The sequence below is a fragment of the uncultured Sulfitobacter sp. genome, assembly GCF_947500075.1.
GTDB lineage: Bacteria > Pseudomonadota > Alphaproteobacteria > Rhodobacterales > Rhodobacteraceae > Sulfitobacter.
Map to the genome: position 1 here is coordinate 102,282 of NZ_CANMQS010000005.1, position 21,893 is coordinate 124,174.

Below are 21,893 nucleotides of genomic sequence, written 5' to 3' on the forward strand. Positions count from 1 at the left end.
GGAAGGTGACTGAGATGAAGGCGGAATTTGTGATTGTGGGCGCGGGCAGCGCGGGGTGCGCGATGGCGTATCGGCTGGCCGAAGCGGGCCGCGATGTGATTGTGATTGAACATGGGGGTACGGACGCGGGGCCCTTCATCCAGATGCCTGCTGCGCTGAGCTATCCGATGAACATGAAACGGTACGACTGGGGCTACATGTCCGAGCCGGAGCCGCATCTGGGCGGGCGCAAGCTGGCCTGTCCGCGGGGCAAGGTGATTGGCGGCTCGTCCTCCATCAACGGGATGGTCTATGTGCGCGGTCATGCGCGCGACTTTGATCATTGGGAGGAGAGTGGCGCGCGGGGGTGGTCCTACGCGGATGTGTTGCCCTACTACCGGCGCATGGAAAGCTGGCATGACGGGGGGCATGGCGGCGACCCTGCATGGCGCGGCACTGACGGCCCCCTGCACGTGAGCCGCGGGCCACGGGACAATCCGCTGTTCGAGGCTTTTGTGCAGGCCGGCGCGCAGGCGGGGTATCAGACCACTGGCGATTACAACGGGCAGCAGCAGGAGGGCTTTGGCCCGATGGAGCAGACCGTCTGGCAGGGGCGGCGCTGGTCGGCGGCGAATGCCTATTTGCGGCCAGCGATGAAGACCGGCCATGTGACGCTGGTGCAGGCTCTGGCAGAAAAGATCGTGATCCGGGACGGCTGCGCGCAGGGGGTGCAGGTGTTGCGCAATGGCGCGCGGGAGGTGATCGAAGCGGGACGGGAGGTTGTCGTGGCAGCCTCCTCCATCAATTCGCCAAAGCTGTTGATGTTGTCGGGCATCGGCCCGGCGGCGGAACTGAAATCCCACGGGATCGAGGTGAGCGCGGACCGGGCAGGCGTGGGCAAGAACCTTCAGGACCATCTGGAGATGTATGTGCAGATGGCCGCCTCCCAGCCGGTGACGCTCTACCGGTACTGGAACCTGATCAGCAAGGGATTGATCGGAGCGCAGTGGCTGTTCAGCAAAAGGGGCATGGGCGCCTCCAATCAGTTTGAAAGTGCTGCGTTCATCCGGTCCAGGGCAGGAGTGGAATACCCTGATATCCAGTATCATTTCCTGCCGATTGCCGTGCGGTATGACGGCAAGGCGGCGGCTGAGGGCCATGGGTTTCAGGCCCATGTGGGACCGATGAGGTCGAAGTCGCGCGGGGCGGTGACGCTGCGCTCGGCCGATCCGGCAGATGATCCGCGTATCCTGTTCAACTACATGTCCCATCCCGAGGATTGGGAGGATTGGCGCACCTGCATCCGCCTCACGCGGGAGATTTTCGGGCAGGACGCTTTCAAGCCTTTTGTGAAGCATGAGATACAGCCCGGACCGGATGTGCAATCGGATGATCAGTTGAACGATGCCATCCGCGAGCATGTGGAAAGCGCCTATCACCCCTGCGGCACCTGCCGGATGGGCGCGGCGGATGATCCGGGCGCCGTGGTGGACCCGGAGGCCCGTGTAATCGGCGTCGAGGGGTTACGGGTGGCAGACAGTTCGGTCTTTCCGCGCATCACCAACGGGAACCTGAATGCGCCGTCGATCATGGTGGGAGAGAAAGTCTCTGACCACCTGTTGGGGCGCGATCCGCTGGCGCGGGCGAATGATGAGCCCTGGATACACCCGGATTGGCAGAGCTCTCAGCGCTAGGGTCTGTTGACATTCAGCACAGTTCACCAGCGCGAGACAGATTTTGCCTCCAGCGTCGCTGATTTGACCGCAGCGATGCGGGCCATCGGAAGGGCAAATCAGCGACGCTGGAGGCAAAATCTGTCTCGCCGCGAAGCGGTTTCGCCGAAATTGACCAGGGCGGCGTCACGTGAGCTTGAAATAACCCGCTATTCCTGCGCTCACGTTCCTAGACCTGAGCAATTTCGGACTGAAACTGGTGAATTGTGATGAATGTCAACAGACCCTAGGCATTTCTTAACTAATGTTAAGATCTTCCGTTGATTAACGCCTGAACCGCCCCCACCTTCGAGGGGTGTTAAGGGTTTGTTTACTTATTGTCGGGACGCTTATGGCGGTCCCCGTGGCGGCGGCTGAGGCCGAGATCACGGGCACCCTGCGCGTCGTGGATGCCGATACCGTTGATGTCGCCGGACAGCGCATCCGGCTGCACGCCATTGACGCGCCAGAGGTCGATCAACCCTGCGAGACAGAACATGGACAGCCCTGGGCCGGGTGTGGGGCCTGGGTCAGCCATGTGGTGGCGCAGGATTATGACGGCGCCACAGCGCGGTGTATGCCGCTGGAGCGGGATGACTATGACCGGGTCGTTGCCCGCTGCTTTGTCGGCGGAGAGGATCTTGGGGCCGCGCTGGTGCGTCGGGGCTTGGCTTTTGCCTATGTGCAATACGGGGACGATTACGTGGCGCAGCAAGCCGCTGCGGCGGCGGTGGACCGGGGGCTGCATGCCTTGCGGGTGACCCAGCCGTCCTGGCATCGGCAGACGCGGGCGGTGGGCCGCATCCCGACTGATCCCGCATGTGCGATCAAGGGCAACATCGGCGCCAGCGGCAAGATCTATCACCAGCCGGGACAGGCCTTCTATGAACGCACCGGCATCCGGCCCGAACGGGGGGAGCGGTGGTTCTGTTCCGTAGCGGAGGCACAGGCGGCGGGGTGGCGCGCCGCGCGGCGCTGATCACTCCACCCGGTAGGGCAGGATGTCGCGATTGTCCGGGTCGACGATCAGTTTGCGCTCAAGCGGCGGCACGGCACGTTGGTGGCAATGCTGGCGGTCGCAGATCCGGCAGGAGATGCCGATGGGTTCAAACGCTGCCGCCCGCGTCATGTCCAGACCATCCGCATAGACCAGCGCACTGGCGTGGCGCATCTCGCACCCCAGCGCGATGGCAAAGCGCCGCACAGGCGCGCCAAAGCGACCTGCGGGTTTGGAGATGTCCCGCGCAAGGCTGATGTAACGGACACCGTCCGGCGTTTCGGCCAGTTGCCGCAGGAAACGGCCGGGTGTCTCAAACGCGCGGTGCACGTTCCACAGAGGGCAGGCCCCGCCGAAGCGGGCAAATTGCAACCGCGTGGCAGAATGGCGTTTGGTGATGTTGCCGGCCTGATCCACACGCACAAAGAAAAACGGCACGCCTTTGGTGCCGGGGCGTTGCAGTGTGGAGAGGCGGTGGGCCACCTGTTCGATGGAGGCGCCGAAGTGGCCTGCCAGCAGTTCCAGATCGTGGCGGCAATCCTGCGCCATCTGGTGGAAGGCCGTGTAGGGCATCAGCGCCGCGCCTGCGAAGTAATTGGCCAGCCCGATCTTGGCGATGTCGCGGGCGGCGGGGCTGTGAAAGCGGGCCAGATCCAGCGTGGCTTCGAGCAGGCTGTCCTGACGGGTCAGGGCCACTTGCAACAGCAGCTGGAAGGTCTGCGTCTCAGGTGGGGCGCGGTTGGACAGATACAGGATCTTCTCCGCCGCATCGAAGTGCCGCAGACTGTCGCGGTCGGCGAAATGCACGGTGACGCCTGTGTTTGACAGGGCCGATACGGCGGCAACGCGCATGTTGCGGTGTCCGCCTTCGCGGGTGGCGAACAGCTCTGCCGCGCGGTCGACCGCGTCGATGTAATTGTCGCAATAGTGGAAGAAGTCGCGCACCTCTTCCCAAGGGGAGGGACGCGCGCGGGCATCCTCGCGGCCCAGTGCTTCGTCGAGGGAGGCGAGGCGCTCATGCGTCTGGCGGTAGTGTTGGTGCAATTCGATGAAGGCGCGCGCAAGGCCGGGGGCGTTGGAGGCCGCAAGACGCAGATCGGCGAGGGGGGGCATGTTGTCGGCAAAGACCGGATCGGCGAGGGCTTCGCGCATGTCGCTGACAAGGCGTTCGCCATCGCCTGCGCTCAGTTCGGTGACGTCGAGGCCAAACTCGCTCGCCAATGCCAGCACAACGGTGGTACTGACGGGGCGGTTGTTGTTCTCCATCTGGTTGAGATAGGGCAGGGAGATGCCCAGCCGTGCTGCGAAGTCTTTCTGCGTCAGGCCAAGGCGCGTGCGCAATTCGCGCAGTTTCGCGCCGGCGTAGAGTTTTTGGCTGGCCATCGTATGCTCTTAGCAGATTTGCAGGGGCTTCAGTCTACCTTTGCAAAGCCTGCGCTGCAAGCCTGCGTGATCAGTTCGGGCGCAGGCCCAATGCCTTCTCCCGCCGGATCACCACAAGGATACACAGCAATCCGGCGATGGCGGTCAGCAGCATCAGCCACAACAGCGGGAAGGCGCCTGTTTCGGGTGTCAGCAGCGCCCCTGCCAGAACCGACAACCCCGCGCCGCCGCCGATCATGATCGCACCGCCCAGTCCTGCCGCTGTGCCTGCCAGATGCGGGCGCACCGACAGCATGCCTGCCGTCGCGTTCGGGATGCACAAGCCGTTGCCAAGGCCCACGAGCGTCATCATGCCAAAGAACGTCAGCGCGCTGCCGTACCCCGACAGGAAAATCATCAGTGACACCGTGCCACCCACCGCATTGGCAAAGCAGCCCCACATCACCATCGCGTTCACGCCAAACCGCGTGGCGTATCGGCCCGTGAGGAAGTTGCCAAAGAAGTATCCCACCGCCGGGGAGCCGAAATAGATGCCCAGCCAGAAAGGGTCGAGGTCGAACACAACACTGCCCACAAACGGCGCACCGCCCAGATAGGCAAAGAACGCGCCGGAACAGAATGCCGCGGCCATGGCATAGCCCCAGAAGCGGGGCGAGCGCAGCAGTTCCGGATACTCCGCAAACTGTGCCAGCATGGATTTATCCGAGATTTGGGCGGTCTCTCCCATGTCGAAATACACCAGCGCAAACAGGCTCAATCCAAGCGTCGCCATCAGCCAGAAACTGGCCTGCCATCCAAAGAGCTGCTCCAACCCGCCGCCGACGGCAGGGGCGACCATCGGCACCAGCGCCATGCCCATGGTGACATAGCCGATGACCGATGCGGATTGATCCTGGCTGTACAGGTCACGGATCACGGCGCGGCTGAGGACCATGGCCGTGGCGATGATCGCCTGGGAGATGCGGAAAAACAGGAACATGCCGGTGTTTGTGGCCATCAGGCAACCAAGTGTGGCCAGCACGAACAGGGCCAGCCCCCACAACATCACCCGCCTGCGGCCAAGGTTGTCTGACGCGGGGCCGATGAACAATTGCAGGATCGCGCTACAGAACAGGTAAAGCGGCACGGACAGGCCAATGATCGCGTAAGACGTGCCGAAATGCGCGGCCATCGCAGGCAGGCTGGGCAGGAAGACATTCATCACCAATGCGGACATGCCTGCCAGCAGGATCAATGTTGTGATGTGGGGGGCAGTGCCGCGATCCAGAAAACGGATCACGGGCGCATTGCCGGTGCTCTCATTCATGCAAATGCAACTAAACCGATCCGTTTTGGTTGTCCATGGGGCAAGCCGCAAAAGGTGTGAACTATGCAGATTTACAATTAGCTAACCGCTGTCTGAAAACACTTTGCAAATTTGCGAGAATGCCCTTTGGTTGTCCGCCATGCGGCGTTAGTATGCGCGGAAATTGCATGCAGGGGTTCCCGATGAAAGACATTCTTGAACAGCTCGAACAGCGCCGCAACGTTGCCCGGATGGGTGGCGGCCAAAAGCGGATTGATGCGCAGCATGGCCGCGGCAAGCTGACCGCGCGGGAGCGGGTCGATCTGCTGCTGGACGAGGGCAGTTTCGAAGAGTTCGACATGTTCGTCAGTCACCGCTGCACGGACTTCGGCATGGAAAACCAGCGGCCTGCGGGCGACGGTGTTGTCACCGGCTGGGGCACGATCAATGGCCGTCTGGTCTATGTGTTTTCTCAGGACTTCACGGTGCTGGGCGGATCGGTGTCGGAAACCCACGCCAAGAAGATCTGCAAGATCATGGATATGGCGATGCAAAACGGTGCGCCTGTGATCGGCATCAACGATTCCGGTGGCGCGCGTATTCAGGAAGGGGTCGACAGCCTTGCGGGCTACGGCGAAGTGTTCCAACGCAACATCGAAGCCTCCGGCGTGGTGCCGCAGATCAGCGTGATCATGGGCCCCTGCGCGGGCGGTGCGGTCTATTCACCGGCGATGACCGACTTCATCTTCATGGTCAAAGACAGCTCGTACATGTTTGTGACGGGCCCGGACGTGGTGAAAACCGTAACCAACGAACAGGTAACGGCGGAGGAATTGGGCGGGGCGGGGACCCATACCAAGAAATCTTCCGTTGCCGATGGCGCGTTTGAAAACGACGTCGAAGCGCTGGCCGAAGTGCGCCGCCTTGTGGATTTCCTGCCCTCCAACAACCGCGAAGCGCCGCCTGTGCGGCCCTTCTTTGATGAGCCTGACCGGATCGAGGATTCCCTCGACACGCTGGTGCCAGCCAATCCCAACACCCCCTACGACATGAAGGAACTGATCCTGAAGCTGGGGGATGAGGGGGATTTCTATGAGATCCAGGAAGACTTTGCGAAGAACATCATCACCGGGTTTATTCGGATCGAAGGCCGCACCGTTGGTGTGGTGGCGAACCAGCCCATGGTCTTGGCGGGCGTGCTCGACATCGACAGCTCCCGCAAGGCCGCGCGGTTTGTGCGCTTCTGCGATGCCTTTGAAATCCCGATCCTAACGCTGGTGGATGTGCCCGGCTTCCTGCCCGGCACGACGCAGGAGTATGGTGGCGTGATCAAACACGGCGCGAAGCTGCTGTTCGCCTATGGCGAGGCGACCGTGCCGATGGTCACCGTGGCCACGCGCAAGACCTATGGGGGGGCTTATGTGGTGATGGCCTCCAAACATTTGCAGGCGGATTTCAACTATGCCTGGCCCACGGCAGAGGTTGCCGTCATGGGCGCAAAGGGCGCGGTGGAGATCATCCACCGTGCAGACCGCGACGATCCGGAGAAGATCGCAGCGCATACCGCGCATTATGAAGACCGCTTTGCCAACCCGTTTGTCGCGGCAGAGCGCGGGTTCATTGACGAGGTGATCCAACCGCGCACCACGCGCAAGCGCATCGCGCGGGCGTTTGCATCGCTGCGGAACAAGAAGACGACGACGCCTTGGAAAAAGCACAACAACATTCCGTTGTGAGACCGGCAGTGTTTTGTACGTCCTCAAATACCTTGTGGGGCAGGGGAGCGTTGAAGTGAAAGCGCTCCTCACGGCTCTCCTTATTTTGGCTTCCCCCGCGCTGGCTATGGATGTGCCCTCCGGCCAGCCCGTCACCTTGCACGAAGTGCTGGTCGACGAAGTCGGCACCGAAGCCTGGGTGCGTTTCCGCTTTGTCACGCCAGACATCTCACGCGATGGCGGCAGTGTTGCCTATGAGGTCGCTGCCGACGATATGACTCACCTGTGCGAGCAGCTTGCCATCCCCTACATCGGCGAGTTTGCGCTGACGGCGGACGTCATAATCATCGCATTGGCCGACCGGATCACCGAATTTGGCATTCCTGACCCAGCAGCGACACAATTCATCGAAGCCTACAGGGCCGATGGCGCCACATGTTCTTGGGAGCCGCTGTGATGTCGCCACAACATATAGATCAATTGGCCGATTTCCCGGCGGTCAATGGTGCATGGGAGACACATCGTTGCCGATTGCACGTTGCCCCATATGCAAGTGCAGCACTTTCACATATTGTGCCGCCAAGGCATACCTGTGTATCCCTTACCTCTAACCCGGGGTCCGCGAGGCGCGTAGCAGTGTCGGATCTCATTAAAATTGACAGGAGACATCAATGTCCAAGAGCATCAAACTGCTGGCCATGTTCGGTTTTGTCGCCACCGTGGCCGCGTGCGGCTCCAGCGGCCAGACCGACGAAGAATACGTTGTGGTTGAGCCAGAGCCCATCACGGTTGAGCCAACATACACCGGTAAGTACAAGTAATTTACCATCAGGACAGGCGGCGACGCCTGTCCTGAACCCCACGCAGGCCCCAGTGAAGGAGGCCGCGTGATGCCCGCCTATATGCTCAAACATCGCGGGTTTCCGGGCCGTCTGCCCGGCACCGATTTCCAGTTTACCATCCGCAGACCCAATCCGCGCGGCGTGACCCCGATCACCCGGCGTGAGCGACGTTCCGACCGCAAGCCGCCCGACCGGCGCGCCGATACGGCTTTTATGATGGCCTTGTGGGAAGCCTTCGGCGATCAGCCGTTTGAGCGGGGCAATCTGGATGCGGGGCGTTTGTCATGGCTCTTTGGCCGTGAGGTTCTGCCTGCAACAGACCCGTTTGACCCTGCGGATTACGAAGCCCTGCTGGTCATCGACGAAGGTGCAGCGCGGGCGGCATTCCCGGAGGCGTTTCCATCATGATCGGCGTCTTCCTGCCAGCCTTCCGACCTGTTGAGCGAGCCTTGGCCGATTTCGCGCCCCGTCGACGTCAGTCCTTGGCGTGGGCCTCCAAGGGCCGCAGATATAGGGCTGCGGTGCAGGATGTGGGCAACACACAGCCTGCGTCGCTCAGACGAGACCAGACCCCTTCCCCTGGCGGGCGGCGGCACGCAGCCGCGCTGCCGTTGCCCGCATCTTTCATGCTGGTGTGCGCATGGGGAAAGCGCTACGGTAGCGTCACAAAAACCGGAGGCGCGGAACCGGGCCAGAAGCCCTGCGTTAATCCGGTACAGAAGAGCATTGAAGGAGCAGGTCCATGTCTATCCGTACATATATCCTCGCCATTGCTGCCTGTGGCAGCCTTGCCGCCTGTGGCGACACGCTGGGCGAACAAGCGCTTGCCGGAGGTGCCATCGGCGCCGGTGCGGCAGCCCTCACCAGCGGCAGCCTTGCGCAAGGCGCTGCCATTGGTGCGGCAGGCAATATCGCCTATTGTCAGCTTAACCCCGGCCGCTGCTGATCTGACAGCCCCGTCGGCGGACGCCACTGCGCGCCGCCCCGATACAGTTTCACACCCCCGCACAGGCATGCCTGTAGCGGGGCTTTCCGCGTTTATCCAAAGACCCAGAAGGATACCCCATGTTCAATAAAATCCTGATCGCCAACCGGGGCGAGATCGCCTGTCGCGTTATCAAGACCGCGCGCAAGATGGGGATTGCCTCTGTTGCGATCTATTCCGACGCGGATGCAAATGCGTTGCACGTCAAGATGGCCGATGAAGCCGTCCACATTGGCCCGCCCCCCGCGAACCAGTCCTACATCGTGATCGACAAGGTCATGGCCGCGATCAAGGAAAGTGGGGCAGAGGCCGTGCATCCGGGATATGGTTTTCTAAGCGAAAACAGCAAGTTCGCGGAGGCTCTTGAGGCCGCTGGCGTCGCCTTCGTTGGCCCGCCTGTTGGTGCGATCGAAAAGATGGGGGACAAGATCACCTCCAAGAAAATTGCACAGGACGCCGGTGTCAGCACGGTGCCCGGCTACATGGGCCTGATCGAAGACGCGGATGAGGCGGTCAAGATTTCCAATGACATCGGTTATCCGGTGATGCTCAAGGCCTCTGCCGGGGGCGGCGGCAAGGGGATGCGGATCGCATGGAACGACGCAGAAGCGCGTGAGGGCTTCCAGTCGTCCAAGAACGAAGCGGCGAACTCCTTCGGGGATGACCGCATTTTCATTGAGAAATTTGTGACCCAACCCCGCCACATCGAAATTCAGGTGCTGTGTGATGCCCATGGCAACGGCATCTATCTGGGCGAACGTGAATGTTCGATCCAGCGCCGCAACCAGAAGGTTGTCGAAGAAGCGCCCAGCCCCTTCCTTGATGAAGCAACCCGCAAGGCCATGGGCGAACAGGCGGTCGCACTGGCGCAGGCGGTGGGGTATACCTCTGCCGGGACGGTCGAATTCATCGTGGATGGCGACAAGAACTTCTATTTCCTTGAGATGAACACCCGTTTGCAGGTGGAACACCCGGTCACCGAACTGATCACGGGCGTCGATCTGGTGGAACAGATGATCCGGGTGGCGAATGGCGAAAAGCTGACCATCAGCCAGAAGGACGTCACGCTCACCGGCTGGGCGATTGAGAACCGTCTTTACGCCGAAGACCCCTATCGCGGCTTCCTGCCGTCGATTGGCCGACTGACCCGCTATCGCCCGCCGCAGGAACTGGCCGCGGGACCATTGTCCGACAATGGCAAATGGGCCGACGACGCGCCTGTGGCGGAGATGGCGGTGCGCAATGACACCGGCGTTTTCGAAGGCGGTGAAATCTCCATGTATTACGACCCGATGATTGCCAAGCTCTGCACCTGGGCGCCCACACGGGCGGAGGCGATTGAGCAGATGCGCGTGGCGCTCGACAGTTTTGAAGTCGAGGGGATCGGGCACAATCTGCCGTTTCTGTCCGCGGTGATGGATCACCAGATCTTCATCGACGGCACCATGACCACGGCCTTTATCGAAGAACAATACCCCGACGGGTTCGATGGGGTTGAACTGGCCGAAGCGGAATTGCGCCGGATCGCAGCGGCGACAGCGGCGATGCACCGCGTGGGTGAAATCCGCCGCGCGCGGGTTTCGGGCCGGATGGACAACCACGAACGCAAAGTGGGCAGCGACTGGAACGTCGCGGTGCAGGGCCATTCCTTTGACGTGGTGATTGAAGCGGACCCCGGCGGGGCGACGGTGCATTTTGACGACGGCTCCAGCCTGCGCGTTGCAGGCGATTGGACACCGGGGGACAAGCTGGCCACGATGACCGTGGCAGATGCGCCTTTGGTGATGAAGGTCGGCAAGATCTCGGGCGGGTTCCGCATCCGCACGCGGGGCGCTGATCTGCGCGCGCATGTGCGCACGCCGCGTCAGGCCGAACTGGCCCGGCTGATGCCTGAGAAAGTCGCGCCCGATACCTCCAAGATGCTGCTTTGCCCGATGCCGGGTCTGGTGGTGAAGATGGATGTGGCTGTGGGCGACGAAGTGCAGGAAGGTCAGGCGCTCTGCACCATCGAGGCGATGAAGATGGAAAACATCCTGCGCGCCGAGAAGAAGGGCGTTGTCGCCAAGATCAACGCCGAGGCAGGCGACAGCCTTGCCGTGGACGATGTGATCATCGAGTTCGAGTGAACGAGAGCGGCGTCATATCCTGGGCCTCCGGCGTGGATGCCCGCATCTGGCAGGCGGTCATTGCGGGCGCTTTCCTTGCGGCGGGGTGGCTGGTCAACGGCTGGCAAAACCGCCGCGTGGCAGCTGCCTTGCGGGCGGAAAAACTGCGTGACTACCACCGGGCGATCTATGCGGAGATCGGGGCCAATCTTGCCAACCTCTGGGACGCTGCGGAGTTGGAAAGCTACCGCGATCAGATGGTTGAACGGATGAAAGACGACCCGGCCTTTGTGCCCTTCATCCCGATTGAGCGGCATGACACGGTTTTTGACGCGCTGATTGCAGATATTCACATCCTGCCGCGTCAGACCATCGACCCGATTGTGATCTATTATTCGCAGTTGAAGTCAGTGGCCGCATTGGCTGCGGATATGCGTGCAGATGCTTTTGCGGCGATGGAACCCGCACGCCGCATTGTCATGTATCAGGATTACATCGCGATGAAGGTGCAACTGCTGGCCTTTGGCCGCTACGCAAATGCCCTGATAGATGCGTTTTCACGGGGCGGCAAAGCGGCGGCAGATGAAAAAGCAGCGCGGATCAATAGCCGGGCTGAGGGCCCGTCCGACCGGTCAGGGGAATAGGGATGTATGTATCCTTGTCCATTTCTGGTCTCCGTTGGTGGCTTCTTTCATCTCATAACATAGAGATGACGGTGCCTTGGTACAAGGTCTACTGCCCGGCAGCTTCCTTGCTGTCGCGGATTTCGCGTTGCCGCATGGGCATTTTGTCAATGCTGCGCGAAATCTCCCGCACGGACCACGGGAAGGGTTTGCGCAGCTTGATGCCGCCATCCTTGCCCACCAGTACCAGCATGAACCCACGGGGCCGCATTTTCAGCCTCAGCGCACTGCGCGCTGCCGGATCCGTATCGGTCAGGACAATCACATCACGTTCCAGAAGATCATCTTCGCGGGCCTGCAACAGTGACATCTGCTCAATAAAGGCGGGGTCGTTTTCGCTGTCGGCAAAAACAACCACAGGGCGCTTTTTCCAGCGGAACTCGCTCAAATCTTTCATATCTGCGGGCATAAACAGCGCGACCGGGGGCGAGGCATCGCTGGCCTGTGCGGTGCCAGCCGCGCCCATGAGGGCACTAAAAACAAGTGGTATCAAGCGTTTCATCATCACTCCTGTTGTGCATGATATAGCCATGTTGCGCCAAAAAGCGATGCACAGACATGTGCTTTTTTTCATTAAGTCACCTGTAAGAGGTTTTGTCGCATGAAGGGGCCAACCCTCAGCATCCGGCCGACCGGGGCGGCCGTTCCAAGACAGGCAGGATCCGCACAAATGGATGTGACTTTGCATATTGGTGCCCACCGCACCGGCACGACCACCTTTCAACATGGGGTGCGTCAGCATCTTGCGGCGCTGCATGAACACGGCATTGGTGTCTGGGGGCCTGAGCGGACGCGCAAATCCGTGTTTCCGGGGTTGTTCCAGAATTCCACCGCGCCGCGCAAACGCAACCCGGCCCTGCGCGCGCAGGGCCGCGCGCGTATGCTTGCCGCCCGTGCGGAGCAGGACGGCCTCAAACAGCTTCTCGTCAGTGATGAGAACATGCTGGGCAGCTGTGCGCACAGCCTGCGTCACCGCGCGCTGTATCCCGCAGCGGGGGAGCGTATGGCGCGGGTCTCTGCGGCTTTTGCGGGGCGGATCAACCGGATTGTTCTGTCTGTGCGGGCGCAGGATGTCTGGTGGGCCTCAGCGATGGCGCTGGTGGTGGAGCGGGGCCATCCGGTGCCGACGCCCGCGCGCCGCGCGGCAATCTGCAACAGCGCGCGCACATGGCGCGACGTGATCACCGACATCTCCTGCGCTGTGCCGGAGGCGGAGATTTGCGTGCTGCCATTTGAGCATTTCGCAAACCGGCCCCACGCGGTGCTGAGCGCGGCTGTGGGGTTTGATCTTCCCTATGCCAAGGCCCACAAGGTGCCGCGTCTGAATGCGTCCTGGGATCTGCGCAAACTGCGGGCGCTGGTGGCAGAGCAGGCGGGCGATCTGACCCACCTGCCGGATCTGGATGGAAGGTGGCAGCCGTTCACCCCTGAACAACAGGCCAGACTGGCCGAAGACTATGCCGACGACATGCATTGGCTCATTGCCGGTGCAGACGGTCTGGCGACCCTGACAGAAGACACGCTCCGGCGCAAAGTGGAGACACATCCACACCCCGGACAGATGACAAAAGGACATGGATATGACGACCGACAAGGACAATTGGCGCAGTCTGGCGGAGGGTGAGCTGCGCGGGCGCAGCCCTGATGACCTGACCTGGCACACGCTGGAAGGCATCCCCGTGCAGCCGCTTTACACGGCTGAGGACACGGCCGGATTGGACCATTTGGGCGGCATCCCCGGTCAGGCCCCATTCACACGCGGGGTGAAAGCCACGATGTACGCGGGCCGTCCCTGGACGATCCGGCAATACGCCGGCTTCTCCACAGCCGAGGAATCCAACGCCTTCTACCGCCGCAATCTGGCGGCGGGTCAGCAGGGGGTGTCGGTCGCCTTCGATCTGGCCACCCACCGTGGCTATGACAGCGACCACCCCCGCGTTGAAGGGGACGTGGGCAAGGCCGGTGTGGCCATCGACAGCGTGGAGGACATGAAGATCCTCTTCGATGGTATCCCGCTCGACAAGGTCTCGGTCTCCATGACCATGAATGGCGCGGTGATCCCGGTTCTGGCCAGTTTCATTGTGGCAGGGGAAGAGCAGGGGCATGACCGGTCGGTGCTGGCGGGCACAATCCAGAACGACATCCTCAAGGAATTCATGGTCCGCAACACCTATATCTACCCCCCCGAACCTTCGATGCGGATTGTGGCGGATATCATCGAATACACCGCCAATGAGATGCCAAAGTTCAACTCCATCTCCATCTCCGGCTACCACATGCAGGAGGCGGGCGCGAACCTTGTGCAGGAGCTGGCCTTCACGCTGGCCGATGGCCGCGAATACGTACGCACGGCGATTGCCGCAGGCATGGACGTGGACAAATTCGCACCGCGCCTGTCGTTCTTCTTCTGCATCGGCATGAACTTCTTCATGGAAGCTGCCAAGCTGCGCGCCGCGCGCCTGCTGTGGTCCCGCATCATGGATGAATTCAAGCCGCAGAACCCCAAATCCTCCATGCTGCGGACCCATTGCCAGACCTCTGGGGTGAGCCTTGCGGAGCAGGATCCCTATAACAACGTGGTGCGCACCGCCTATGAAGCGATGAGCGCGGTTCTGGGCGGCACGCAGTCGCTCCACACCAACTCGCTGGATGAGGCGATTGGTCTGCCAACGGATCACTCGGCGCGCATTGCGCGGAACACACAGTTGATTTTGCAGGAAGAAACCGGCGTGACCAATGTGGTCGATCCATTGGCCGGGTCCTACTACGTTGAGAAGTTGACCGCCGATCTGGCTGATGCCGCATGGAAGCTGATCGAAGAGGTTGAGGAGATGGGCGGCATGACCAAGGCCGTTGCCTCCGGCATGCCCAAGCTGCGCATTGAAGAGGCGGCAGCGCAGCGACAGGCCAACATCGACAGGGGCGACGAAGTTGTTGTGGGTGTGAACAAATATCGCCGGGATGAGGAAGATCCGATCGACATCCTCGACGTGGACAACATGGCTGTCCGGGACAGCCAAATCGCGCGGCTCAAGACCATCCGCGCCACCCGCGATGAGAGCGCCTGCACCGCAGCGCTCGAAGAGCTGACGCGCCGCGCACGGGACGGCGGCAATCTGTTGGAAGGCGCTGTTGCGGCAGCGCGGGCACGGGCCACTGTGGGGGAAATCAGCATGGCTATGGAAAACGAATTTGGCCGCCACCGGGCAGAAGTGAAAACCCTCGCCGGGGTTTACGGGGCCGCATATGAGGGTGATGCGGGCTTTGCGGACATCCAGAAAGCGGTTGATGACTTTGCCGAAGACGAAGGTCGGCGCCCGCGCATGCTGGTGGTCAAGATGGGGCAGGACGGGCACGACCGGGGCGCCAAAGTGATTGCCACCGCCTTTGCCGACATCGGTTTTGACGTGGATGTGGGCCCCTTGTTCCAGACCCCTGCGGAAGCCGCACAGGATGCGGTGGACAACGACGTGCATGTCATTGGCATTTCCTCTCAGGCGGCGGGGCACAAGACGCTTGCGCCGCAGCTGGTGCAGGCGCTCAAGGACGCGGGTGCGGAGGATATTCTGGTGATCTGCGGCGGCGTTATTCCGCAGCAGGACTACCAATACCTCTATGATGCTGGGGTGAAGGCGATCTTCGGGCCGGGTACGAATATCCCGGCAGCGGCGCAGGATATCCTCAAGCTGATCCGTGCCGCGCGCAGCTGATCTGATCCTCCGCGACGCCCGACAGCAGGACCTGCCTGCTGTCGGCGCCTTGTGGAATGCGATGATTGCAGACACCACCGCGACCTTCACGACCGTGCTGAAAACCGATGCGGACATGCAGGCGCTTCTGACCCGCAGCGCGGATGCGTTTTTGGTGGCAGAGCGGGAGGGCGCGGTGCAAGGGTTCATCACATGGGGGCCGTTTCGCGGCGGCCCCGGCTATGCCCACACGGCGGAACACACGATCATCACGGCACGGCAGGGGCGCGGTGTGGGGCAGGCCTTGATGCAGGCCGCTGAAATCCGGGCCAAGGGGCAGGGCATTCATACCCTCGTTGCTGCCATATCAGGTGAAAACACCGCAGCCATGGCCTTTCACACCCGGCTGGGATTTGCCAAAACCGGGCACCTGCCGCAGGTGGGCCGCAAACAAGACCGCTGGCTTGACCTGATCTTGATGACAAAGACCCTCGATCTGCCCTGACTTTCCTGTTTCAGCCAGATAGGATGCGCTCATGTCGATTTGGACCCGCATCACCGAAGCACTTTCTGCGCTCACGTCTGGCGAAGGGCTGGCGGCGGTCTTTGACCGTCTGCGCACCCCGCCTGAACGCTCTGTCGCCTTCACCATTGCGGTGATTGCGCTGGGGGCGAAGATGGCCAAGGCGGATGGCCTGGTCACCAAGGATGAGGTTACCGCCTTTCGCGAGGTCTTCCAGATTGCGGAGGCAGACGCCGGGCAAGCGGCGAAAGTGTTCAACCTTGCGCGGCAGGATGTGACCGGTTTTGACGACTACGCCCGGCGGATTGCCACGATGTTCGAAGGCCAGCCGCAGATGCTGACCGACCTGATGGAAGGGCTTTTCCACATCGCGATGGCTGATGGGTTCTATCACCCCAATGAAAACGCGTTTCTGGAAGAGGTTTGCGATATTTTCGGTCTGGATGAGGCGGATTTTGCAACGCTGAAGGCGCGCTTTGTGCCCAACAGCTCCCCTCTGCCGCATTCTGTGCTGGGCATCCCGCCGGATGCCACGCGGGCGGACGCGCGCAAGGCATGGCAGAAGCTGGTGCGCGCCAATCACCCCGATGCGCTGATTGCCCGTGGCCTGCCGCCAGAGGCGATCCGTCTGGCCGAGAAACGCATGATCGACATCAACCGCGCCTGGGAAACCCTGTCCGGCAAAGCCGCCTGATGCGGCTTGCGACCTACAATGCCGAATGGTTCACGTCACTTTTTGATGATGATAATCAATTGTTTGAGGATGACGGCTGGTCTGCGCGCTATAACGTAACCCGCGCCCAGCAGACGCAGGCGCTTGGCGTGGTGTTTCAAGCCATGGATGCCGACGCGGTCCTGGTGATTGAGGCGCCTGACACCAGCAAGAAACGCTCAACCGTGCAGGCGCTTGAGACCTTCGCGGCGCGGTTTGATCTGCGCACAACCCATGCCGCAGTTGGTTTCTCCAACGAGACGCAGCAGGAAATTGCGCTGCTCTATGATCCCGAAAAGCTGAGCGTGCGCCATGATCCGCAAGGGGTGTTCACCGGCCCGGAGGGGGCCAGTGGCGCGCCCCGGTTTGATGGGGCGCTCAGGATTGATCTGGATATTGATGCCACCGAAGACCTTGTGGTCTTTTCCAAACCCCCGCTTGAACTGGCGGTTGAGACTGCATCCGGCTTTGCCTTCTGCCTGATCGGCGCGCATCTGAAATCCAAATCCCCCCATGGTGCCACCACGCCTGCCGAAGTGCTGAGCAAACAGGTCGCGAACCGGCGCAAACAATTGGCGCAGGCGATCTGGCTGCGGGGGCGGATTGAGGAACATCTTGCCGCGCAGACCCCGCTTATCGTTATGGGCGATCTGAACGATGGTCCGGGGCTGGACGAATTCGAGAGCCTTTTTGGCCGCTCCTCGGTTGAGATTGTGTTGGGGCATGGGCGGGACAATGCGCTCTTTGACCCTCATGCGCGGCAGGCGTTGTCGCGCAAGCTGGGGGCCATGCCGACCTCCGCCCGGTTCTGGATCCGCCATGAAAAACGGTATCTGCAAGCCCTTCTGGACTACATCATGGTCAGCGACCCCCTGCGCGCCCGCGCGCCGCGCTGGCGCATCTGGCATCCGCTGGATGATCCCGATTGCTGGCAAAGGGCTGACCTGCGCGACGCGCTTGTCACCGCCTCCGATCATTTCCCTGTCACGCTTGATTTTGACGCCTGACCTCGCAATTTCGCGGCAAATGTCCTATCTTCTGACCATGAAACACGCATTTGCCTTTTTCCTGATGCTGCTGCCGGGTCTTGCCGTGGCCGAGGAACACCGCGGGCTCACGCTGATGGAGCGGGGCGCCCAGATGTTCATGGAAGGCATTCTCAAGGAAATGGAACCGGCCATTGATAACTTTGGCGATCTGGCGGACCAGATGGGTCCCGCGTTCAAGAACTTCGCCGAAGAGATGGGACCGCGCCTTGGGGCCTTGATGGAAGAGGTGGAGGATTGGAGCCTTTATGAGGCGCCCGAAATCCTGCCCAACGGGGACATTATCATCCGCCGCAAGCCGGATGCGCCCAAGGAAACGCCCGAAGAAATGCCGCAGGTAGAGCTTTAGCGTCCCGCCCCTAGGCCTCTGCGCGGGCCTTCCGGCGGGTCTTGATCTCCACCTCGGCACCAAGGGATGCGGCCAGCGAATTCAGCCGCGCTTCCGCCACTTCGCCAAACAGGGGCAGCATGTCCTTGGTCAGCACCAGTTGCAGGATCTTCTTTTTGGGGAACCAGCGCAGTTCGCCCCGGTCCTCATCCTTGTTCATCCACAGCATCGCGCCAAATCGCATGGCTTTGCCCAGTATTTCCGCCTCGTGCCGGGTCTTTTCGTCGATCATCTCATAGAGTTCTTCGAAGCGGGTGTTCTCGCGCTTGTTGGAGTAGCGGTGCAGCAGGGCCAGCCCCAGAAAGATCCGTTCAGCGTGTTTCAGCCCGCCCAGATTGGCGCGGGTGGCGTTGTCAAAACAAACCTCTGCCCGGTAATCGGGATGCGCGCGCCAGCTGACGTCGTGCAAGAGGCACGCCGCCTTGATCAGCCGTTTGCGGGGCGCCGGGGCAGATTTGTAGAGCGGTTGGATGAAGGTGTTCAGGATCTTGCCAAATCCGGGCGTGCGCGCGTCCTTGGCTTCGGCGAAGCGGCAGGCCTCGATCAGCGGGTCACGGTCACGCAGACGCTGGGGCATCTGTTCATAGAGCATCCCTTCGCGGATGCCGTAGCTTGAAACGGCGATGTCCTTGGGGCGGAAGGTCTTGACCAACCGGCTGAGGACCGTTGCGGCGTAGGGCACCAAGGCCATCCGCGCGCTGGAGACGCCTGCAATCTGGCGCAGCTCCTCAATATTGGATTTTCTGATGAATTTGACTGTCGCGCTCACGGCGCGTGGCGTCATGCGGTATTCGTGCAGCACATGCAGCGGATAGCCACGCCGCATCATGTCAATCCGTGCAATCGCCCGCCAGGAGCCACCGACAAGGAACAGCCGATCCCGTTGCGGGCCCATCCGGTCGGCGAGTTTTTTCATCACCTCTTTGACATGCGCCTCACGCGCCTTGGCGCCGCCTTTGAGGTCACGCAGTTTCAGCGGGCCAAGTTCCGACGTCACCCGGCGGCCCACGCGCCCGCCGGAAATCTCCGCCAGTTCCATCGACGATCCGCCAATGTCACAGACCAGACCATAGGCACCGGGCCAGCCCAGCAGCACGCCTTGCGCTGACAGTCGGGCTTCTTCCTCACCGTCAATGACCCAGATGCGCAGGCCGGTCTGGTCACGCACTTCCTTGCAGAATGCGGGACCATCGGTGGCATCGCGCACCGCAGCCGTGGCCACGCAGGTCAGCTCGCTCAGGCCCATGCCATCTGCCAGTTTCTTGAACCGGTGCATCGCGGCCAATGCGCGTTCGCGCCCACTGGGGGACAGGTGCCCGGTTTCGGCCATGCCTGCTCCCAGCGCGCACATGATCTTTTCGTTATAGAAGTAAGCAGGCGACCGCGCCGCGCCGTCAAACACCACCAGCCGGACAGAGTTGGACCCGACATCCACCACACCAACCCGCGACAGCCGCCGGGCGGAGGGATCTTCAAACAGCGGTTTGCCAAACAGCCCCAGATCAGCAACCCCGGTTTCGGGGACCGGGACGGGGGCAGAAACAGGCGGGTGATCGTCCATAGCGGGTCCTTGGTCTATGGGGCGTGCGGGGGCAAAATGGGGCAGGGGCGGCTTTGGGTCAATTGTTAACCTCTCAGTAGCCTGAATCCTCGGTATGGGTCAGCTTGGGCACATCGGATGCCCCCGCAGACCCGCGACCTGACAGGGACGGGTTCTCCATGAAGAACCGGTGGCAGCTGAAGGCAAACTGCCCCTCGGCCACGGGCGGGCGTTCGAATTTGCCATCGGGTGTCATCACCCAGCTTTGCGCCACATCCGCAAGGTTGGCTGCCATGATCTGATTGGTGATCTGTGCCTTGACGGTGGCGTTCTCAATCTCCACCAGCGTCTCCACCCGGCGGTTGAGGTTGCGGCCCATCCAATCGGCGGAGGAGATGAACACACGCGCCTTTTTGTGCGGCAAGCCAGACCCATTGCCAAAGCACACGATGCGCGAATGCTCCAGAAACCGGCCGACGATGGATTTGACGCGGATATTGTCCGACAGCCCCGCCACGCCGGGGCGCAAACCGCAGATGCCGCGCACCACAAGGCTGATCTGCACGCCAGCTTGACTGGCGGCATAAAGCGCGTCGATCACCTCACTGTCGATCAGCGAATTCATCTTGGCCCAGATCGCCGCCGGTTTGCCTGCCGCCGCATGGCCAGCCTCCGCCGCGATGAGCTCCAGCAGGCGTGGTTTCAGCGTGGTGGGAGAGATGGCAAGGTTATCAAGGCTTTGTGGCTGCGCGTAGCCTGACAGGTAGTTGAACACCTTCGTTGCATCACGTCCCAACCGCTGATCACAGGTAAAGAGCGACAGATCGGTGTAGATGCGCGCCGTGATCGGGTGGTAATTGCCCGTGCCGTAATGCGTGTAGGTCACCAGTTGCGTGCCTTCGCGCCGCACCACGGTGGAGATTTTGGCGTGGGTTTTCAGATCGAGGAACCCGTAGACCACATGCGCGCCCGCCCGTTCCAGCCGCCGCGACTGGTGGATGTTGGCCGCTTCGTCAAACCGCGCTTTCAACTCTACCAGCGCCGTCACGGATTTCCCGTCTTCAGCGGCCTCACACAGCGCTTCCACAATCGGGCTGTCACGCGACGTCCGGTAGAGTGTCTGTTTGATCGCCACCACATTCGGATCGCGCGCCGCCTGCGCCAGAAACCGCACAACCATGTCGAAGGTTTCATAGGGATGATGCAGCAGCATGTCTTTCTGCCGGATCGCCGCAAACATGTCGCCGTCGTGATCTGTCACCCGTTCCGGCACACGGGGCGTGAACTGCGGCCACAGCAGGTCGGGGCGGGCATCTGTCACCAGCTCTGACAGGTCATCAATGCCGATCATGCCATCGATTTCGATGATGTCGATGTCGGGCACGCCCAGTTCTTCCATCACCACGGCCTTGAGCTTTTCCGGCGCACCGGGCGACATGGTCAGCCGCACCACTTCGCCCCGGCGTCGGCGCTTCAGGGCCACTTCGAATTCGCGCACAAGGTCTTCGGCTTCTTCCTCCACTTCCAGATCGCTGTCGCGCAACACGCGGAATTCAAAGTGGGATTTCAGCCGATAGCCGGGGAAGAGCGCAGGGATATGCAGCACCAGCAGGTCTTCAAGCGGCAGATACCGCAAGGTGCCGGGCTCCGCAGGGAGGGAGACAAAGCGGTCGATCTGTGCGGGGATCGGCAGCAGGGCCTGCAGGGGGCGTTTGTCAGAGGTGCGTTCCAGCTGCAACGCCAGCGCAAAGCCGGTGTTGGGGATAAAGGGAAACGGGTGCGCGGGGTCAATGGCCAGGGGGGAGAGAACCGCGAACACCTGATTGAGGAACACGTCGTCCAGATGGACGCGGTCATCGTCGTTCAGATCGGCAAGCCGTTCCACCATGATGCCGTTGTTGTCCATCTCTGCCAGCAGATCGACCAGCACGCGCTGCTGGGTCATCATCAGGCTGCGGGCGTTTTCATTGATCAGCACCAATTGGTTGGCAGGCGTCAGGCCATCGGCCGCAGGGGTGGTGTTGCCTGCATGTGCCAATTCGCGCAGGCCTGCGACCCGAACGGTATAGAATTCATCAAGATTATCCGCAGAGATCGACAGGAACCGCAGCCGCTCCAGCAGTGGCACACGGGGGTTTTCCGCCTCTTCCAGCACACGCCAGTTGAACCCCAGCCAGCTTAGTTCACGATTGAAGAACCGGCCGGGGCCGGTGAAGTCGAGATCGGGCAGCTCCCGGGCAACCGGAAACGGCGCCTTGAGAAATTCGGCGTGAGACATGGCAGTGGTATGCCTTTGACGTGTAACGGTT

General features: G+C 61.5%; 20 protein-coding genes. 15 read left to right on the forward strand and 5 right to left on the reverse strand.

Features of this window, described 5'->3' with window-relative positions; translation table 11 throughout:
* Positions 1-14 precede the first annotated feature (14 nt).
* The gene (gene betA, locus Q1A91_RS16305) at positions 15-1,673 is read left to right on the forward strand and encodes a choline dehydrogenase (RefSeq protein ID WP_299879797.1); all 1,659 of its coding nucleotides are present in this window, start codon (positions 15-17) and stop codon (positions 1,671-1,673) included.
* Between the two features lie 370 nt (positions 1,674-2,043).
* A complete protein-coding gene (locus tag Q1A91_RS16310; RefSeq protein ID WP_299879800.1) occupies positions 2,044-2,670 on the forward strand; it encodes a thermonuclease family protein in 627 nt (208 codons plus the stop codon).
* Here Q1A91_RS16310 and Q1A91_RS16315 read toward each other — a convergent pair whose 3' ends face one another.
* Together Q1A91_RS16315 and Q1A91_RS16320 are read right to left on the reverse strand one after the other, a co-directional pair.
* On the reverse strand, positions 2,671-4,071 hold the full coding sequence (locus tag Q1A91_RS16315; RefSeq protein WP_299879803.1) for a short-chain fatty acyl-CoA regulator family protein: 1,401 nt from the start codon (positions 4,069-4,071) through the stop codon (positions 2,671-2,673).
* A gap of 70 nt (positions 4,072-4,141) precedes the next feature.
* Positions 4,142-5,377 (reverse strand): multidrug effflux MFS transporter, encoded by a 1,236-nt coding sequence (locus tag Q1A91_RS16320; RefSeq protein ID WP_299879806.1) that lies wholly within the window; start codon positions 5,375-5,377, stop codon positions 4,142-4,144.
* 182 nt (positions 5,378-5,559) lie between these two features.
* Between Q1A91_RS16320 and Q1A91_RS16325 the strand changes: the two genes are divergently transcribed.
* The 7 genes from Q1A91_RS16325 to Q1A91_RS16355 all read left to right on the forward strand — a co-directional run bounded on the left by Q1A91_RS16325 (position 5,560) and on the right by Q1A91_RS16355 (position 11,647).
* Positions 5,560-7,092: an acyl-CoA carboxylase subunit beta gene (locus Q1A91_RS16325; protein ID WP_299879808.1), complete on the forward strand. Its 1,533-nt coding sequence runs from the start codon at positions 5,560-5,562 to the stop codon at positions 7,090-7,092.
* 85 nt (positions 7,093-7,177) lie between these two features.
* Positions 7,178-7,528, forward strand: coding sequence for a DUF6497 family protein (locus Q1A91_RS16330; RefSeq protein WP_299879811.1), 351 nt, complete (start codon positions 7,178-7,180; stop codon positions 7,526-7,528).
* A 214-nt stretch (positions 7,529-7,742) separates the two neighbouring features.
* Positions 7,743-7,892, forward strand: a complete 150-nt coding sequence (locus tag Q1A91_RS16335) for a hypothetical protein (RefSeq protein WP_299879814.1) — start codon at positions 7,743-7,745, stop codon at positions 7,890-7,892.
* A gap of 81 nt (positions 7,893-7,973) precedes the next feature.
* On the forward strand, positions 7,974-8,321 hold the full coding sequence (locus Q1A91_RS16340) for a hypothetical protein (protein WP_299880532.1): 348 nt from the start codon (positions 7,974-7,976) through the stop codon (positions 8,319-8,321).
* A gap of 334 nt (positions 8,322-8,655) precedes the next feature.
* On the forward strand, positions 8,656-8,859 hold the full coding sequence (locus tag Q1A91_RS16345; RefSeq protein ID WP_299879817.1) for a hypothetical protein: 204 nt from the start codon (positions 8,656-8,658) through the stop codon (positions 8,857-8,859).
* Between the two features lie 119 nt (positions 8,860-8,978).
* Complete coding sequence (locus Q1A91_RS16350) at positions 8,979-11,024, forward strand: acetyl/propionyl/methylcrotonyl-CoA carboxylase subunit alpha (RefSeq protein WP_299879820.1); 2,046 nt, start codon at positions 8,979-8,981, stop codon at positions 11,022-11,024.
* Positions 11,021-11,647, forward strand: a complete 627-nt coding sequence (locus Q1A91_RS16355) for a hypothetical protein (protein ID WP_299879823.1) — start codon at positions 11,021-11,023, stop codon at positions 11,645-11,647. Before Q1A91_RS16350 ends, Q1A91_RS16355 begins: the two co-directional genes overlap by 4 nt.
* An 88-nt stretch (positions 11,648-11,735) precedes the next feature.
* Here the strand turns inward: Q1A91_RS16355 and Q1A91_RS16360 are convergent, their stop codons facing one another.
* On the reverse strand, positions 11,736-12,188 hold the full coding sequence (locus Q1A91_RS16360; protein WP_299879826.1) for a DUF4174 domain-containing protein: 453 nt from the start codon (positions 12,186-12,188) through the stop codon (positions 11,736-11,738).
* 168 nt (positions 12,189-12,356) lie between these two features.
* Here Q1A91_RS16360 and Q1A91_RS16365 point away from each other — a divergent pair, with 168 nt between their 5' ends.
* From Q1A91_RS16365 to Q1A91_RS16390, 6 genes are read left to right on the forward strand one after another with little or no spacing between them, the layout of a single operon-like run.
* Entirely contained in the window at positions 12,357-13,310 is a 954-nt protein-coding gene (locus tag Q1A91_RS16365) for a hypothetical protein (protein WP_299879829.1), read from the forward strand.
* Positions 13,267-15,396, forward strand: a complete 2,130-nt coding sequence (gene scpA, locus Q1A91_RS16370; RefSeq protein ID WP_299879832.1) for a methylmalonyl-CoA mutase — start codon at positions 13,267-13,269, stop codon at positions 15,394-15,396. The genes Q1A91_RS16365 and scpA overlap by 44 nt, the downstream gene beginning before the upstream one ends.
* A complete protein-coding gene (locus Q1A91_RS16375; protein ID WP_299879835.1) occupies positions 15,380-15,880 on the forward strand; it encodes a GNAT family N-acetyltransferase in 501 nt (166 codons plus the stop codon). Before scpA ends, Q1A91_RS16375 begins: the two co-directional genes overlap by 17 nt.
* 31 nt (positions 15,881-15,911) lie before the next feature.
* Positions 15,912-16,592 carry a molecular chaperone DjiA gene (locus Q1A91_RS16380; protein ID WP_299879837.1) on the forward strand — a complete coding sequence of 227 codons (681 nt, stop codon included), beginning with the start codon at positions 15,912-15,914 and terminating at the stop codon, positions 16,590-16,592.
* Positions 16,592-17,617: an endonuclease/exonuclease/phosphatase family protein gene (locus Q1A91_RS16385; protein WP_299879840.1), complete on the forward strand. Its 1,026-nt coding sequence runs from the start codon at positions 16,592-16,594 to the stop codon at positions 17,615-17,617. The genes Q1A91_RS16380 and Q1A91_RS16385 overlap by 1 nt, the downstream gene beginning before the upstream one ends.
* Positions 17,618-17,636: 19 nt before the next feature.
* On the forward strand, positions 17,637-18,005 hold the full coding sequence (locus Q1A91_RS16390) for a hypothetical protein (RefSeq protein ID WP_299879843.1): 369 nt from the start codon (positions 17,637-17,639) through the stop codon (positions 18,003-18,005).
* 10 nt (positions 18,006-18,015) lie between these two features.
* Here Q1A91_RS16390 and ppx read toward each other — a convergent pair whose 3' ends face one another.
* Both ppx and Q1A91_RS16400 read right to left on the reverse strand, forming a co-directional pair.
* Positions 18,016-19,605, reverse strand: coding sequence for an exopolyphosphatase (gene ppx, locus Q1A91_RS16395; RefSeq protein ID WP_299879845.1), 1,590 nt, complete (start codon positions 19,603-19,605; stop codon positions 18,016-18,018).
* 73 nt (positions 19,606-19,678) lie between these two features.
* Positions 19,679-21,862, reverse strand: a complete 2,184-nt coding sequence (locus tag Q1A91_RS16400) for an RNA degradosome polyphosphate kinase (protein WP_299879848.1) — start codon at positions 21,860-21,862, stop codon at positions 19,679-19,681.
* Between the last annotated feature and the right edge of the window lie 31 nt (positions 21,863-21,893).